Genomic DNA, 16,153 nt, shown 5'->3' with positions numbered 1-16,153 from the left:
TGTTTCTTTCTTCCCCGCTTCACAAATCCATCATTTCTGCTCACAAAACCATTGCCAGCTCATAACATCTGGTTAACCATTCATTGTCATTAACCCTACAACACAACATTGGCAGGACCACTTTTACACAACCTGTGACGCAGAGTTGAGCGGAGACTCACCCGCAGCGCAGGCTGTCTGGTCCCCAGGAGACCTGCATGAGCCTCTGGCAACAAAACTACGACCCGGCCGGAAATATCTGGCTGTCGAGCCTGATCGCATCGCTTCCGATCCTGTTCTTCTTCTTTGCGCTGATTAAGCTCAAGCTGAAGGGCTACCTCGCCGCGACGTATACCGTTGCTATCGCGCTGATGGTGGCATTGCTGTTCTACAAAATGCCGGTTGACCGTGCGCTGGCCTCTGTGGTCTACGGTTTCTTCTATGGCCTGTGGCCGATTGCGTGGATCATCATCGCCGCGGTCTTTGTCTATAAAATCTCGGTGAAAACCGGGCAGTTCGACATCATTCGCTCGTCAATCCTCTCCATCACGCCGGACCAGCGCCTGCAGATGCTGATTGTCGGCTTCTCCTTTGGGGCGTTCCTGGAAGGGGCTGCAGGTTTTGGCGCACCGGTGGCGATCACCGCCGCGCTGCTGGTCGGTCTGGGCTTTAACCCGCTGTATGCCGCGGGTCTGTGCCTGATTGTGAACACCGCGCCGGTGGCGTTTGGCGCGATGGGTATTCCAATTCTGGTGGCCGGACAGGTCACCGGGCTGGACAGCTTCGAGATTGGCCAGATGGTGGGCCGCCAACTGCCGTTCCTGACCATTATCGTGCTGTTCTGGATCATGGCGATTATGGACGGCTGGCGCGGCGTGAAGGAGACCTGGCCTGCGGTGATGGTGGCAGGTGGTTCGTTCGCCATCGCCCAGTATCTCAGCTCCAACTTCCTCGGCCCTGAACTGCCGGACATTATCTCTTCGCTGGTTTCGCTGGTTTGTCTGACGCTGTTCCTGAAGCGCTGGCAGCCGGTACGTATTTTCCGTTTTGCCGATATGGGCGCCTCTCAGGTCGATCAAACCCTGGCGCGTACAGGCTATACGGCAGGACAGGTGATCCGTGCCTGGTCGCCGTTCCTGTTCCTGACCGCAACGGTGACGCTGTGGAGCATCCCACCGTTTAAAGCCCTCTTCGCACCGGGTGGCGCACTGTACGACATGGTGATTAACATCTCCGTGCCGTTCCTCGACAAGATGGTCGCCCGTATGCCGCCAGTGGTCCACACCGCAACTCCGTATGCCGCGGTATACAAATTCGACTGGTTCTCCGCGACCGGTACGGCGATTCTGTTCGCCGCTATCCTTTCTGTTGTCTGGCTGCGCATGAAGCCTGTCGCTGCAGTACAGACCTTTGCGGCGACCATTAAAGAGCTGATGCTGCCGATTTACTCCATCGGCATGGTGCTGGCGTTCGCGTTTATCTCGAACTATTCCGGTTTGTCATCAACGCTGGCTCTGGCGCTGGCGCATACCAGCCACGCCTTCACCTTCTTCTCGCCGTTCCTCGGCTGGCTGGGGGTGTTCCTGACCGGTTCAGATACCTCGTCTAACGCCCTGTTTGCTGCTCTGCAGGCAACGGCGGCCCAACAGATTGGTGTGTCAGATGTCCTTCTGGTGGCAGCTAACACCACTGGCGGCGTGACCGGGAAAATGATCTCCCCGCAATCTATCGCCATTGCCTGTGCTGCGGTGGGACTGGTGGGTAGAGAGTCGGACCTGTTCCGCTTTACCGTGAAACACAGCCTGATATTCACCTGCATGGTCGGGGTGATCACCACCCTGCAGGCCTATGTCTTAACCTGGATGATTCCATGATAGTGATGCCCAGACGCCTGTCCGACGAGATAGCCTCTCGCGTGCGGGCGCTGATTGAAGAACAACAGCTGGAAGCGGGCATGAAATTGCCCGCCGAACGCCAGCTCGCCGCCCAGCTGGGTGTATCACGTAATTCGCTGCGTGAGGCACTGGCGACACTGGTCAGCGAAGGGGTACTGGTAAGCCGCCGCGGTGGTGGCACGTTTGTCCGCTGGCAGCATGATGACTGGTCTGAGCAAAACATCGTTCAGCCACTGAAAACGCTGATGGAGAACGACCCGGACTACAGCTTCGACATCCTTGAAGCGCGTCATGCCATCGAAACCAGTACCGCCTGGCATGCAGCCATGCGGGCAACCGAGGCCGATAAAGAGAAGCTAAGAGCCTGTTTTGAGGCCACGCAGAGCAGTGACCCGGATATCGCCTCCCAGGCGGACGTGCGCTTTCACCTGGCAATTGCCGAGGCATCACACAACGTGGTTCTGCTGCAGACCATGCGCGGTTTCTTCGACTTGCTGCAATCCTCCGTGAAGCAGAGCCGCCAGCGTATGTATCTGGTTCCACCGGTGTTTGCCCAGTTGACCGAACAACACGAGGCGGTGCTTAACGCCATTCTGGCCGGTGATGCCGAGGCCGCGCGAAAAGCGATGATGGCGCATCTGGGCTTCGTACACACCACCATTAAACGATTCGATGAAGATCAGGCCCGACAGGCGCGTATTACCCGTCTGCCTGGCGACAGTGATATTTCCAGGGAGAACAAAGCATGATTATTTCAGCAGCCAGTGACTATCGCGCCGCGGCACAGCGCATTTTGCCACCTTTCCTGTTTCACTATATCGACGGCGGGGCCTATGCCGAGCACACCCTGCGTCGCAACGTGGAAGACCTGTCGGAAGTGGCTCTGCGCCAGCGCGTGCTGAAGAATATGTCTGACCTGAGCCTTGAGACGAAATTGTTCAATGAAACGCTCTCCATGCCGGTCGCCCTCGCCCCCGTAGGCCTGTGCGGCATGTACGCCCGTCGTGGCGAAGTACAGGCGGCCGCGGCTGCAGATGCCAAAGGCATTCCGTTTACCCTCTCCACCGTTTCCGTCTGCCCGATTGAAGAAGTCGCTCCAACCATCAAGCGCCCGATGTGGTTCCAGCTGTACGTTCTGCGCGATCGCGGGTTTATGCGTAATGCGCTGGAGCGTGCCAAAGCGGCGGGCTGCTCAACGCTGGTCTTTACCGTCGATATGCCAACCCCCGGCGCACGCTACCGTGATGCTCACTCAGGCATGAGCGGACCGAATGCCGCCCTGCGCCGTTACTGGCAGGCGGTGACGCATCCGCAATGGGCCTGGGATGTCGGTCTGAACGGCCGTCCACACGATCTGGGCAACATCTCGGCTTACCTTGGTAAACCTACCGGACTGGAAGATTACATCGGCTGGCTGGCAAATAACTTCGACCCGTCCATCTCCTGGAAAGACCTGGAGTGGATCCGCGATTTCTGGGACGGCCCGATGGTGATCAAAGGGATCCTCGACCCGGAAGATGCCCGCGACGCAGTACGCTTTGGCGCTGACGGGATTGTGGTTTCTAACCACGGCGGACGCCAGCTTGACGGTGTGCTCTCTTCCGCACGAGCCCTGCCTGCCATTGCCGATGCAGTGAAAGGCGACATCGCTATCCTGGCCGACAGCGGCATCCGCAGCGGGCTGGACGTGGTGCGTATGATCGCGCTGGGCGCTGACAGCGTACTGCTGGGCCGTGCGTATCTGTATGCGCTGGCGACGGCGGGCCAGGCGGGTGTGGCAAACCTGCTGAACCTGATCGAAAAAGAGATGAAGGTGGCGATGACGTTAACTGGCGCGAAAACGATTAGTGAAATCAGTAAGGATTCCCTGGTGCAGGAGTTAAGCAAATTACCGGCGGCGCTGGCTCCGCTTGCTCAGGGAAACGCAGCCTGAGTCTTCCCCATTAACACCTCTTTTTCACGCGCCCGATTCCCCCTCGGGCGCTTTTTTATGCCAAAAATAACATCCAGATAACATATTGGATAAGAAAATTTGACATCAACCTGCCGCGCGCAATTGTATAGACAAGCAAATACAAGAACACAAAAACAACATCACATCAGAGGGGAGCGTATGACATATTCAGGTAAGGTGGATATTCAGCAGGTGATCGATGAGAGTCCCTTTTCAGGGTTTCACTGGCTTCTTATCGTGCTGGGCTTTCTGGTTCTGGCGATCGATGGTTTTGATACGGCGGCGATGGGTTACATCGCGCCTACGCTGTCGGCAGAATGGGGGATACACAAACAGGATCTGGGGCCGGTGCTGAGCGCAGCGCTGCTGGGGCTGTCGTTGGGGGCACTTATCGCCGGTCCGGTATCGGACCGGATGGGACGCAAGCGCGTACTGGTCTTTTCGTGTCTGTTCTTCGGTCTTGCGAGCCTGGGAACGGCCTGGGCGCAAAGTCTGAATACGCTCACGCTGTGGCGCTTTCTGACGGGTCTGGGCCTCGGCGCTGCAATGCCCAATGCCATCACGCTGATCTCCGAGTTTGCCCCCCAGCGCTGCCGCGCCATGGCAATTAACACCATGTACTGCGGCTTCCCTCTGGGTGCGGCTGGCGGCGGCGCGATCTCTTCCTGGCTTATCCCCCACCACGGCTGGCGAAGCGTGCTGCTGACCGGCGCGATTGCTCCGCTGATTTTAACGCTGCTGCTGGCGCTGCTGTTACCGGAGTCAGTGAAGTTTCTGGTACAGCGCGGGAAAGACGTCATGCAGATCCGCCGTATCGCCAGCCGATTCGCCAGCAGCACGCTGGAGAGCGTCACGGGCTTTTTCCTGGCGGAGGAGAAAGTCGTGTCTAAAAAAGGGAGCGTGGCGCAGTTGTTTTCTATGCCCTGGCTGCCCGGTACCCTGATGCTGTGGGTGACCTATTTTATGGGGCTGGTCATTTACTACGTCCTGCTGAGCTGGATGCCGACGCTGATGCAGGGGATGGGTTATGCTCTGGCGGAATCCGCCTGGCTCACCTCGCTGTTCACCTTCGGCGGTACCGCAGGCATTCTGCTCGCGGGCTGGATGATGGACCGCTGGGAAGCGCACAAGGTGGTCGCAGGGGGATTTGTCCTGACAATGGTACTGATCCTGTTACTCGGCCTTGAGCATAACCATATCGCCCTGTTTGGCGGACTCATTTTCCTGATGGGGATCGCAATGAACGGTGCGCAATCGGGCATGCAAACCCTGGCCGCGACCTTTTACCCTACCGAGTGCCGCGCGACGGGTATCGCCTGGATGCAGGGCATCGGCCGCTTTGGCGGCGTAGCGGGAACCATGACCAGCGCCCAGCTTCTTTCCATGCAGTGGCAGGCAGACAGTATTTTAATGATCCTCAGCGTACCCGCCATGGTGGCCGCCGCGGCAACCGTCTACAAAATGCTGTATAGCCGCTCGCAGGAACCCGGCGTCGCGTAGTTCCTTTCTTTTCTGCTATTCTGCCCCCGCAATTAAGGGGGCAGCATGCTTAACATCGTTTTATTCGAACCAGAAATCCCGCCGAATACCGGCAATATCATCCGCTTGTGTGCGAACACCGGTTTTCGCCTGCATATCATTGAGCCAATGGGTTTTACGTGGGACGACAAACGTCTGCGACGTGCGGGGCTGGATTATCATGAATTTACTGCCGTGGTGCGTCATCATGATTACGCCGCGTTTCTGGAAAGCGAAAAGCCACAGCGTATGTTCGCCCTGACCACGAAAGGGACGCCTGCACACAGCGCAGTGAGCTATCAGGAAGGGGATTATCTGATGTTTGGCCCGGAAACCCGTGGCCTGCCCGCAATCATCCTGGACGCCCTGCCCGCTGAGCAAAAAATCCGTATTCCAATGATGCCGGACAGTCGCAGCATGAACCTGTCAAATGCGGTGTCAGTGGTTGTGTATGAAGCATGGCGCCAGTTGGGATACCCGGGCGCCATTCTCAGAAGTTAAATACCGTCCCCATACTCGAAAGTATGGTGGATACCGTTGAAGTGCTGATCCATATCCATTGACGGTTTATCGCTGTCTGGCTTGCCGACAATACGTGCCGGTACGCCAGCGGCGGTGGTGTGCGGCGGAACTGGCTGAAGCACGACTGAACCCGCACCAATCTTCGCCCCGCGCCCTACTTCGATATTCCCGAGGATCTTGGCACCTGCGCCAATCATCACCCCTTCACGGATCTTCGGGTGACGATCGCCGCTGGTTTTGCCCGTACCGCCCAGCGTGACCGATTGCAGAATAGAGACGTCATCTTCAATTACCGCCGTTTCACCGACAACAATGCCGGTGGCATGGTCGAGCATAATCCCACGGCCAATTTTCGCCGCCGGGTGGATATCAACCTGAAAGGTCACAGACACCTGGTTTTGCAGGAAGATGGCCAGCGCGCGGCGGCCTTCGTTCCACAGCCAGTGACCAATGCGGTAGGCCTGAAGCGCATGGAAGCCTTTCAGGTACAGCAGCGGTGTAGAGTATTTATCGACAGCCGGGTCACGCGTGCGCACAGCCTGGATATCACAGGCGGCAGAGGCGATCATTTCCGGATCTGCGGCGTAGGCCTCTTCTACCACTTCGCGAATGGCGATGGCAGGCATAATTGAGGAGGCCAGTTTGTTGGCAAGCATATAGCTCAGGGCGCTGCCGAGGTTTTCGTGCTTGAGTAGCGTCGCGTGGTAGAAACTGGCCAGCATAGGCTCGCAGTCGGCCAACGCCCGGGCTTCGGCTTTAATATTGTTCCAGACGATATCCAGTTCTTCACACGGCATTGCTTACTCCAGACGTAATAGTACGATCGGCCAGTCTCTGCTGGCCGTATCGTTGGGTGACAACGGTTCCCTGCGACTAGTTGCTGCTGCGCTCGTCCTTGCGCGCACGACCTAATAAGGTCAATGCTGCCTCGCGCGCATTTTTTCCGCAATACAATACCTGATAAATTTCCTCGGTTATTGGCATTTCAACGCCAAACCGATGCGCAAGTTCGCGAACTTCTTTGGTATTGCGGTAACCTTCAACCACCTGACCAATCTTCTCCTGCGCGCCTTTTACATCGCTGCCCTGTCCGAGCATCATGCCAAAGCGGCGGTTACGCGACTGGTTGTCGGTACAGGTCAGCACCAGGTCGCCCAGACCTGCCATCCCCATAAAGGTCGCCGGATCGGCACCCAGCGCTTCGCCCAGGCGGGACATTTCGGTCAGCCCTCGGGTGATCAGCGCCGTACGCGCATTGGCACCAAAACCAATGCCGTCTGACATCCCGGCGCCAATCGCAATCACGTTCTTCACCGCGCCGCCCAGCTGCACGCCGATAAAATCGGGGTTGCTGTAGACGCGGAAGCTCTTGCCGCAGTGCAGCAGCTGTTGAAGATCGTCGGAGAAGGCCTGATCGGTGGAAGCCAGCGAAATCGCCGTCGGCAGGCCAGCTGCCAGCTCTTTGGCAAAAGTCGGGCCGGAGATGACCGCCAGCGGGATCTCATCACCCAGCGCTTCGCGGGCAACGTCCTGCAGCAGGCGTCCGGTTTCGGCTTCCAGTCCTTTGGTCGCCCAGACAATGCGCGCATCCGGGCGCATCAGCGGCTTAATCTGACGAAGCACGTCGCCAAATACATGGCTCGGAACCACAATCAGAATGTTGCGGCTGGCCGCCAGTGCGGTCGCAAGATCGCTTTCCAGGTGCAGGGTATCTGGGAACGGAACGTCAGGGAGAAACGCCACGTTGCAGCGGTCATGTTGCAACGTCGCGATATGTTTTGGATCGTGGCCCCACAGGACCACATCGTGACCATTTCTTGCCAGTGTGATGGCAAGAGCGGTGCCGTATGAGCCGGCACCGATCACAGTCATTGACGCATTAACAGTGCTCATCAGGCATCCTGATGTTGTTCAGCACCTTCGCCAGCTTGCTGCTGCAGATAGTTCATGAACAGCGCATCAAAGTTTACTGGCGCAAGGTTCAGTTGCGGGAATGTACCGCGAGAAACCAGGCTGGTGATGCATTCACGCGCATACGGGAACAGGATGTTCGGGCAGTATGCACCCAGGCAATGCGCCATCTGGTTGCCTTCAATGCCGCCGATGGAGAAGATGCCGCCCTGCTGTACTTCACACAGGAAAGCCGTTTCTTCGCCCAGAGAAGCGGTAACAGTCACACGCAGTACGACTTCATACACATCATCCGCCAGTTGGGTGGATGCGGTATCCAGATCAAGTTTAACCTCTGGCTGCCAATCTTTCTGGAAAACGTGTGGCGCATTTGGCGCTTCGAAAGAGACATCCTTGGTGTAGATGCGCTGGATCTGGAAAGTCATTTCGGTGTTGTTTTGTTCTGACATGGAAAAACCCTTTTTAATTGTCCTAAAGTCTCTTAGCGCAGCAGGGGATCGAGTCCACCACGTGCGTCGAGCGCATACAAGTCATCACAGCCGCCAATGTGCTGCGCATCAATAAAAATCTGCGGAACCGTCGTGCGACCACTACGTTGAATCATCTCTTCGCGTTTTGTCGCGTCACCATCGATTGGCAATTCCTGGAACGTGACGCCTTTGCTGTTAAGCAGTGCTTTCGCACGATGGCAGAACGGACAGGTTGCTTTGGTGTAGATCTCAATATTGGCCATCACTGAACTCCTTATTTACCGCGAACCAAAGGAAGATTTTCCCCGCTCCAGCCGGAAATACCTTCTTTCAGTACCGTTACGTTTTCGAAACCTGCTTTGTGCAGTGCGTTAGCCGATTCCTGCGCCTGCATGCCAGTACCATCCACGACGATAATTGGCTGGGCTTTATGCTTTTCCAGCTCACCAACGTTGTTCGCTTTGATTTCAGCAGGCAGCAGGTTGATAGAACCTGCGATGTGGCCTTTGCGGAAATCATCACGCTGACGGAGATCGACAACCACAGCGTCTTCTTTGTTGATCAGGCGCGTGGCTTCACCACGGGTGATCACCTTAATTTTAGACGTCAGCCCTTTAAAGGTAGTGAACAGCACAGCGGCCAGAAGGCCAATCCACGCGATGCTCAGAACCGGGTGGCGGCTAACAAATTGCATAATTTCTTGCATGGGGGGTAACAACTCCCGACTAAGTGATTAAAAAAACCAGGACAGGAGTATACCTGTGCGTTGTGGCAAATACAGCCAGCGACATTAAGCTAATCCATTTTCTGCGGCATGCCACGAAAAAAAAGCCTCAAAATGACCAGAGAAGCGCCTTACCCCTACGCATTCTTTGATCTTCTGCGGCTATTTGATCGATTCAGCTGTAGTAAAATTACGCAAATCTTTCGTCTCTTGAGCATGAGGTTGTCGCAATGTCGGTTTCTAAAAAACCTATGGTACTGGTGATTCTGGATGGCTATGGCTACCGTGAAGATCAACAGGATAACGCCATTTTCAACGCCAAAACCCCGGTCATGGATGCACTGTGGGCAAAACGTCCCCATACCCTGATTGACGCATCCGGCCTGGAAGTCGGTCTGCCGGATCGCCAGATGGGTAACTCCGAAGTGGGTCACGTGAACCTGGGCGCGGGCCGTATCGTGTATCAGGATCTGACCCGCCTGGACGTTGAAATCAAAGAACGTACCTTCTTCTCCAACCCTGTTCTGTCTGGCGCGGTCGATAAAGCCGTGGCTGCAGGCAAAGCCGTTCACATCATGGGCCTGCTCTCTGCTGGCGGCGTTCACAGCCACGAAGATCACATCATGGCGATGGTTGAACTGGCCGCTGAGCGCGGTGCGGAAAAAATCTATCTGCACGCCTTCCTGGACGGTCGCGATACGCCACCACGCAGCGCAAAAGGCTCTCTGCAAGCCTTCGAAGAGAAATTCGCCGCGCTGGGTAAAGGCCGTGTGGCGTCCATTATTGGTCGTTACTACGCGATGGACCGCGACAATCGCTGGGATCGCGTTGAACAGGCCTATGACCTGATGACCCTGGCGAAAGGTGAATTCCAGTTCGCCACCGCTGTTGAGGGTCTGGAAGCCGCTTACGCGCGTGATGAAAACGACGAATTCGTGAAAGCGACCGTCATTCGTGCTGAAGGCCAGGCTGATGCCGCCATGGAAGATGGCGACGCGCTGATCTTCATGAACTTCCGTGCTGACCGCGCGCGTGAAATCACCCGTGCGTTCGTTAACAGCGATTTCGACGGTTTTGCCCGTAAGAAAGTGGTCAACCTCGATTTCATCCAGCTGACTGAATACGCTGCAGACATCAAAGCCCCATGCGCATATCCACCAGCCTCGCTGGCCAATACTTTTGGTGAGTGGATGGCGAAGAACGATAAAACGCAGCTGCGTATTTCCGAAACTGAAAAATACGCACACGTGACCTTCTTCTTCAACGGCGGTGTGGAAGAGCCGTTCAAAGGCGAAGACCGTATTCTGATCAACTCGCCGAAAGTGGCCACCTACGATCTGCAGCCAGAAATGAGCTCTGCGGAACTGACCGAAAAACTGGTTGCGGCCATCGAGAGCGGCAAGTACGACACCATCATCTGTAACTACCCAAATGGCGATATGGTTGGCCATACCGGGGTCATGGAAGCGGCGGTAAAAGCAGTTGAAGCGCTGGATCACTGTGTTGATCAGGTCGCGAAAGCCGTTGAATCTGTTGGTGGTCAGCTCCTGATCACCGCTGACCACGGTAACGCTGAACAGATGCGCGACCCGGCAACCGGCCAGGCGCACACCGCCCATACCAACCTGCCTGTTCCACTGATTTATGTCGGTGATAAAGCCCTGAAAGCAGTTGAAGGCGGCAAGCTTTCTGACATCGCGCCAACCATGTTGTCGCTGATGGGTATGCCGATCCCTGAAGAGATGACTGGTAAGCCGCTGTTCATCGTGGAATAATCGCTCCCCATGAGGGGAAAGGCGATTTTTTCAATCACATGGGTCGTGAAGCCGCTTAGGTTATCAGTCAGACCTCTGTTTTACGCCAGCGCACTCAGCGCTGGCGTATTGCTGTGCGCTGCATCCGCCCACGCGGATGACCGCGACCAGCTCAAATCTATTCAGGCCGATATCGCCGCCAAAGAGCGTGCGGTACGTCAGCAACAACAGCAACGCTCCGCACTGCTCGCCCAGCTTAAACAGCAGGAAGAGGCGATCTCCGCCGCCACGCGTAAACTCCGTGAAACGCAAAACACCCTCGCCCAGTTGAATAAGCAAATCGACGAGATGAACGCGTCGATTGCCAAACTGGAACGTCAGCGTGATGCGCAGGAACGCAACCTTGCGGCGCAGCTTGATGCCGCATTCCGCCAGGGTGAGCACACCGGCCTTCAGCTAATCCTCAGCGGTGAAGAGAGCCAGCGTGGTCAGCGCCTGCAGGCTTACTTTGGCTACCTGAACCAGGCGCGTCAGGAGACTATCGCGCAGCTGAAACAGACGCGCGAAGAGGTCACCACGCAAAAAGCCGAGCTGGAAGAAAAGCAGAGCCAGCAGCAGACGCTGCTCTACGATCAGCAGGCCCAGCAGGCAAAACTCGAGCAGGCACGTAACGAGCGTAAGAAAACGCTTTCTGGCCTTGAGTCCTCCATTCAGGAAGGGCAGAGCCAGTTGAGCGAAATGCGCGCCAACGAATCAAAACTGCGTAACAGCATCGCCCGTGCGGAAGCGGCGGCGAAAGCGCGCGCCGAAAAAGAGGCGCGCGAGGCGCAGGCCGTTCGCGACAAGCAGCAGGAAGCGTCCCGCAAAGGGACCACCTACAAGCCAAGCGAGAGCGAACGTTCCCTGATGTCGCGTACCGGCGGTTTGGGCTCTCCTCGCGGCCAGGCGTACTGGCCCGTACGTGGTTCAATTCTGCACCGTTATGGCGAACAGCTGCAGGGTGAGCTACGTTGGAAAGGGATAGTTATCGGTGCGTCTGAAGGTAGCGAAGTGAAAGCCATTGCCGATGGCCGCGTGATTCTGGCCGACTGGCTGCAGGGTTACGGGCTGGTAGTGGTGGTCGAACACGGTAAAGGTGATATGAGTCTTTACGGCTACAACCAGAGCGCACTGGTCAGCGTCGGCACGCAGGTGCGCGCCGGCCAACCCATCGCCCTTGTGGGCAGCAGTGGCGGTCAGGGCCGCCCGTCACTCTATTTCGAAATTCGTCGCCAGGGTCAGGCGGTCAATCCACAGCCGTGGTTGGGAAGATAAGTTTTGCTTCAATTTCGTCGAATTGTTTTCTCCGTCGCCAGCGTACTGGCGCTGGCTGCACCGGTATACGCCGGTAAACTCGCCATTGTGATTGATGACTTCGGTTATCGTCCGCAAACTGAAAACCAGGTGCTGGCCATGCCGTCAGCCATCTCTGTTGCCGTCCTCCCCAATGCGCCTCACGCGCGCGAAATGGCGACCAAAGCCCATAACAGTGGACATCAGGTTCTCATCCATCTGCCGATGGCACCGCTCAGCAAGCAGCCACTGGAAAAAGATACCCTGCGCCCGGATATGAGCAGCGATGAGATCGAGCGCATCATCCGCGACGCCTACAACAAAGTGCCGTATGCCGTAGGGCTGAACAACCACATGGGCAGCGCGATGACATCGAGCCTGTATGGGATGCTCAAAGTGATGCAGGCGCTAGAGCGCTACAACCTCTACTTCCTCGATAGCATGACGATTGGTAACAGCCAGGCGATGCGCGCCGCTCAGGGAACGGGTGTGAAGGTGATTAAGCGCAAGGTATTCCTGGATGATACGCAAAACGAAGCGGACATTCGCGTCCAGTTCAATCGTGCCGTGCAGTTGGCAAGACGCAATGGCTCAGCTATTGCTATCGGTCACCCGCATCCGTCTACCGTCCGTGTTCTGCAACAGATGCTGCCGACATTACCGTCTGACATCACGCTGGTACGCCCGAGCGACCTGCTGAATGAACCGCAGGTGGACACCTCTACACCGAATTCGGCCCAGCCCGCTCCGACAGCTCCACGTAATCCGTTCCGTGGCGTGAAGAGTTGCAAACCAAAACAGCCGCCAGCGCCGGTCTACGCGACCCGCTTCTTCTCGGTGATTGGCGAAAGCATTGGAGAAAGCACGCTGGTGAAATACGTTCAGCAGCAATGGCAGGGATGGGGTAAGAAATCCTGATAACAAAAAGCCACCTGTAAGGGTGGCTTTTTGTTATTACAGACGGAAGGTATCGTCGAGGATCTGGCTGTACAGCGTCGGCTTACCGTTATCCGCAGTACGATACTGTTCCTTGTGGGAGAGTTTATAGATACCCACAGGATCGCGATTCAGTGTCTCTACTGCCGCAGCATCAGGTGCGGCAGAGATAAACTGGCGAATCAAAAAGCGATTATTTCCCGTCACCGGCTGTGCGTTCATGAGCTCGCGAAACTGAGGATAACGTTCGCGTGCATACAAGAAGCTGTAATCAATTAAGAAATATTCGAGCAGGATATCGTGATGTTGCCAGTAGTGATAAAGGATATCCCTGACCAGTTTCACCAGGGTATTGCCCTTTTGTGAGGCAAGAAAATAAGCCGTCCAGAATCCCTGGCTTGTCGCATTTTCACCCGAGTCAAAACGCAGCGATGAGAAGCTATTTTCATAGAAAGACTCAGGCACGGCTTTCGTCATAAAGACGGTGGCATCCATCCAGATCCCACCATACTGATACAGTAAAGAGCAGCGAACAATATCGGAATACTGCGCTTTGCTGATTAGCCCGGCCTGATATTTGACTTTAATGTGATCCGGTAATGAGAGGTAGTCAGGAATATTGTCATCCGTCAGGATGACAACCTGAGCATCTGGCGTATTACGTTGCACGGATTCGATGCAACGTTTAACCAGATCTGGCGCGCTTTCCAGCCCCTGAAACCAGCAGACCCAGATGATGCGCGACTGTTCAGGTTCAGTGTTACTCGCGGATTCCGGCTGAATTTTTAGCGCATCAATAACGTCAAACAGCGTTTCTTTCTTCTTCTGCTCAAAGTGCTCAGCCGCACGCTGGAAAAGAGATAAACCGGTTTTCTTCTGCCAGCGCCGTGTTTTTTTGATGAGTTTATTGATTAGATTGAGATTCATCATTCCGCCCTTATGCGCCCCTGAACATCTCTTTTAATGTCCGGCGCAGCAGTTTCATTCTCAGCTTGGCATCTTTTTTACGCCCGCGTAATAAACAGTTCATGCGAGAAGATTTAAAGCCACGGAAAGACATCAGCTGGAACAGGTTGTTGCTTTTGGTTTCATCGGACATATGCTCACGATATTTAAAATAGAGCTTCCGGTAAGCATTATATTTTTTAATTTGCGAGGTAATTCGGTTACTGCCGTGCTCAGCATCCACCATGGCAGTGCTAAAACTGTATTTAATACCAGGACCATATTTCAGGATTAATTTAATCCAGACATCGCGATCCTGCTGTTGTTTAATCTCAGGGGAAAAACCACCCACACCAGACAGTTTCTCTTTTGTTGTTAGTACCTGATTACCCACCACGTTTTCACAGAGGATATCCTGTAAACCAATTATTCTTTTATCGTTGGTATCTGGATAGGTGCGGTGAGTTTTGTCCAGTCGGGCAGGCGTATCCGTGACAAAGGCATAGTTTTCATCGTAGCGCGAAACCAGCTTTGATAAACGCTCAGGGAGGAAATAGTCGTCGTCATCCAGACCGGTGACAAACACGCCGTGCGAGAGTGCGTAACCCCGGTTGCGGCTGAAATTGGAACCGCTGTTCTTCTCATTACGTTCGTAGGTGAAATGCACGAAGCGCGCCTCACACTCCGCGCGCATACGCTCAATAAGTTGCGCGGTTTTTTCATTAGAACAGTCATCAACAATAACCAGTTCTACGGCAGGATATGTCTGAGCAATAACTGAACGAATTGCGCGTTCCAGCAACTCCTCTCTGTTGTAAGTAGTGATGATTACTGAAATCAGTTCGTTCATGGCGCGCTCGTCTGGTAAAAGATATTTCTCCATCGGGAGAATACCTTTTTCCCGATGGAGAATCAAAATGATTACTTAATGACCGTTCGATGTTTGTTTTGTTCCAGGAAAACGATCGACATTATAAGTGTCAGCATCCAGGCTACAGGCGTTGTTTTAGAATAGAACATTACGCCGCCCACTCCAAACATAACTATCGAAACAAGGAAAGCGAAAAGAATAATACTTTTACGTTTACACAGTGCATACCAGCCAAGCGATATTACAAACAGGATATAAAGAATAACGCCAGAAGGGCCTTTTACAGAGAGTGTTTCAACGATTTCATTATGAAGATGACCACGGATGTAATCCAATGCACCTGACAAGCTTGGATCCTTTTTTATTTCTTCCCGGATTATGGTGTTCCGCTCATCTGTAGACTGCCACAAATAATTATTTTTAGATGCTATCAGTCCCGACTTCCACATAACGAAACGGGCACCAACCGAAGTGACACTGTTTGCTTTATCATAGGAAACAATGTCGCTGTTAAAGTCGTTATAACGCTGAATCAGGTTGTCTTTCATCATAAATGCGCCAGCCAACAATGCGATCAGGAAAACAGAAACCCCCTTCCACGGAATATGCTTTTCCTTGTACAGCTTCACCACCAGCAAACCGAAGAAAATAATCGGATAGGTCAGAATGGCGGCACGCGTTTCTGTCGCCACCAGTATCAGGAAGGTAATAAAAAAGTGTCCGAGGATAAAAAACTCTTTCCATCTGCTTGAACTGTGTTGCAGGACCAGAATCGTGTAGAACGAGATAAATGCGATGGTGTAGGCAGCCCCTGTCGCATCCGCACCGCCGGCAAGGGAAAGCGTTACCCTTTGGTTTTCAAGAAACAGATGTTGATATCCTGCGTAGACCACAATCATCAATTGCAATGCGATGACCAGTAACATATGGATCTTATTGCAGCCTACTTTGAGCTGATTACGGTTTACAAACACAAAAATGGAGAAAGCCCCAAACAGGCAGATTTTCCCGACTTCAAGGTAAGCGCGATACGAGTTGATCGCTTCGCTATCAACCTTATACATCCGGTACCAGATCAGATCGCAAACCCCGATGATCAGCAGAACCAGACAAAGCCAGAATGCATCATTCTTTCTGAAGTTTTTAATATCCAACAAGAAAATCACTAATGCGGTTATACCCGCCAGCCCCAAAATTTTCGCGGATAAATTAGGTGAAACCACGACGCAACCAAAAGCAAACGCGCACAGTCCGAAGAGTAATTGCAACAATGCAAACTGGACCTTATCTCGTTCTACATTAATCATCATCATTCCATTTACTAAAAGTAAAGCAGGCTAGC

General features: G+C 54.3%; 16 protein-coding genes. 8 read left to right on the top strand and 8 right to left on the bottom strand.

Annotated features, from left to right (window positions below):
* Positions 1-197: 197 nt before the first annotated feature.
* The 5 genes from lldP (at position 198) to trmL (ending at position 5,847) form a co-directional block, all read left to right on the top strand.
* The gene (gene lldP / locus ACJ9Y9_RS00720) at positions 198-1,853 is read left to right on the top strand and encodes an L-lactate permease (protein WP_315959232.1); all 1,656 of its coding nucleotides are present in this window, start codon (positions 198-200) and stop codon (positions 1,851-1,853) included.
* Complete coding sequence (gene lldR / locus ACJ9Y9_RS00715; protein WP_028017883.1) at positions 1,850-2,623, top strand: transcriptional regulator LldR; 774 nt, start codon at positions 1,850-1,852, stop codon at positions 2,621-2,623. The genes lldP and lldR overlap by 4 nt, the downstream gene beginning before the upstream one ends.
* Complete coding sequence (gene lldD, locus ACJ9Y9_RS00710; protein ID WP_028017882.1) at positions 2,620-3,807, top strand: quinone-dependent L-lactate dehydrogenase; 1,188 nt, start codon at positions 2,620-2,622, stop codon at positions 3,805-3,807. The genes lldR and lldD overlap by 4 nt, the downstream gene beginning before the upstream one ends.
* A gap of 180 nt (positions 3,808-3,987) precedes the next feature.
* Positions 3,988-5,328 (top strand): aromatic acid/H+ symport family MFS transporter, encoded by a 1,341-nt coding sequence (locus tag ACJ9Y9_RS00705; RefSeq protein WP_028017881.1) that lies wholly within the window; start codon positions 3,988-3,990, stop codon positions 5,326-5,328.
* A gap of 45 nt (positions 5,329-5,373) precedes the next feature.
* On the top strand, positions 5,374-5,847 hold the full coding sequence (trmL, locus tag ACJ9Y9_RS00700; protein ID WP_028017880.1) for a tRNA (uridine(34)/cytosine(34)/5-carboxymethylaminomethyluridine(34)-2'-O)-methyltransferase TrmL: 474 nt from the start codon (positions 5,374-5,376) through the stop codon (positions 5,845-5,847).
* Here trmL and cysE read toward each other — a convergent pair.
* From cysE to ACJ9Y9_RS00675, 5 genes are all read right to left on the bottom strand, one after another.
* Positions 5,844-6,665, bottom strand: coding sequence for a serine O-acetyltransferase (cysE, locus tag ACJ9Y9_RS00695; protein WP_008502718.1), 822 nt, complete (start codon positions 6,663-6,665; stop codon positions 5,844-5,846). The genes trmL and cysE overlap by 4 nt on opposite strands.
* Positions 6,666-6,741: 76 nt before the next feature.
* Positions 6,742-7,761, bottom strand: a complete 1,020-nt coding sequence (gene gpsA / locus ACJ9Y9_RS00690; RefSeq protein ID WP_028017879.1) for an NAD(P)H-dependent glycerol-3-phosphate dehydrogenase — start codon at positions 7,759-7,761, stop codon at positions 6,742-6,744.
* Positions 7,761-8,228: a protein-export chaperone SecB gene (secB, locus tag ACJ9Y9_RS00685; RefSeq protein ID WP_003860835.1), complete on the bottom strand. Its 468-nt coding sequence runs from the start codon at positions 8,226-8,228 to the stop codon at positions 7,761-7,763. The genes gpsA and secB overlap by 1 nt, the downstream gene beginning before the upstream one ends.
* 32 nt (positions 8,229-8,260) lie before the next feature.
* The gene (grxC, locus tag ACJ9Y9_RS00680; RefSeq protein ID WP_014068373.1) at positions 8,261-8,512 is read right to left on the bottom strand and encodes a glutaredoxin 3; all 252 of its coding nucleotides are present in this window, start codon (positions 8,510-8,512) and stop codon (positions 8,261-8,263) included.
* Between the two features lie 11 nt (positions 8,513-8,523).
* The gene (locus tag ACJ9Y9_RS00675) at positions 8,524-8,955 is read right to left on the bottom strand and encodes a rhodanese-like domain-containing protein (RefSeq protein WP_028017878.1); all 432 of its coding nucleotides are present in this window, start codon (positions 8,953-8,955) and stop codon (positions 8,524-8,526) included.
* 248 nt (positions 8,956-9,203) lie between these two features.
* On the opposite strand from ACJ9Y9_RS00675, the gene gpmM reads away from it, so the two are divergent.
* From gpmM to ACJ9Y9_RS00660, 3 genes are read left to right on the top strand one after another with little or no spacing between them, the layout of a single operon-like run.
* Complete coding sequence (gpmM, locus tag ACJ9Y9_RS00670; RefSeq protein WP_028017877.1) at positions 9,204-10,748, top strand: 2,3-bisphosphoglycerate-independent phosphoglycerate mutase; 1,545 nt, start codon at positions 9,204-9,206, stop codon at positions 10,746-10,748.
* A gap of 33 nt (positions 10,749-10,781) precedes the next feature.
* Complete coding sequence (gene envC / locus ACJ9Y9_RS00665; protein ID WP_028017876.1) at positions 10,782-12,041, top strand: murein hydrolase activator EnvC; 1,260 nt, start codon at positions 10,782-10,784, stop codon at positions 12,039-12,041.
* 3 nt (positions 12,042-12,044) lie between these two features.
* The gene (locus tag ACJ9Y9_RS00660; RefSeq protein ID WP_028017875.1) at positions 12,045-12,977 is read left to right on the top strand and encodes a divergent polysaccharide deacetylase family protein; all 933 of its coding nucleotides are present in this window, start codon (positions 12,045-12,047) and stop codon (positions 12,975-12,977) included.
* Between the two features lie 36 nt (positions 12,978-13,013).
* On the opposite strand, the gene ACJ9Y9_RS00655 is transcribed toward ACJ9Y9_RS00660, so the two are convergent.
* From ACJ9Y9_RS00655 to ACJ9Y9_RS00645, 3 genes are read right to left on the bottom strand one after another with little or no spacing between them, the layout of a single operon-like run.
* Positions 13,014-13,925, bottom strand: coding sequence for a capsular polysaccharide synthesis protein (locus ACJ9Y9_RS00655; protein ID WP_229255537.1), 912 nt, complete (start codon positions 13,923-13,925; stop codon positions 13,014-13,016).
* A gap of 7 nt (positions 13,926-13,932) precedes the next feature.
* Positions 13,933-14,823: a glycosyltransferase gene (locus tag ACJ9Y9_RS00650; protein WP_229255536.1), complete on the bottom strand. Its 891-nt coding sequence runs from the start codon at positions 14,821-14,823 to the stop codon at positions 13,933-13,935.
* Positions 14,824-14,861: 38 nt separating this feature from the next.
* Positions 14,862-16,124, bottom strand: a complete 1,263-nt coding sequence (locus ACJ9Y9_RS00645) for an O-antigen ligase family protein (RefSeq protein WP_309240487.1) — start codon at positions 16,122-16,124, stop codon at positions 14,862-14,864.
* Positions 16,125-16,153 lie beyond the last annotated feature (29 nt).

Origin of the sequence: Enterobacter sp. CPE_E1241 (assembly GCF_045618265.1) — a bacterium.
GTDB classification, from domain to species: Bacteria; Pseudomonadota; Gammaproteobacteria; order Enterobacterales; family Enterobacteriaceae; genus Enterobacter; species Enterobacter adelaidei.
Note: the sequence above shows the minus strand (reverse complement) of the source record. Positions and strands in the feature narration are given on the sequence as shown.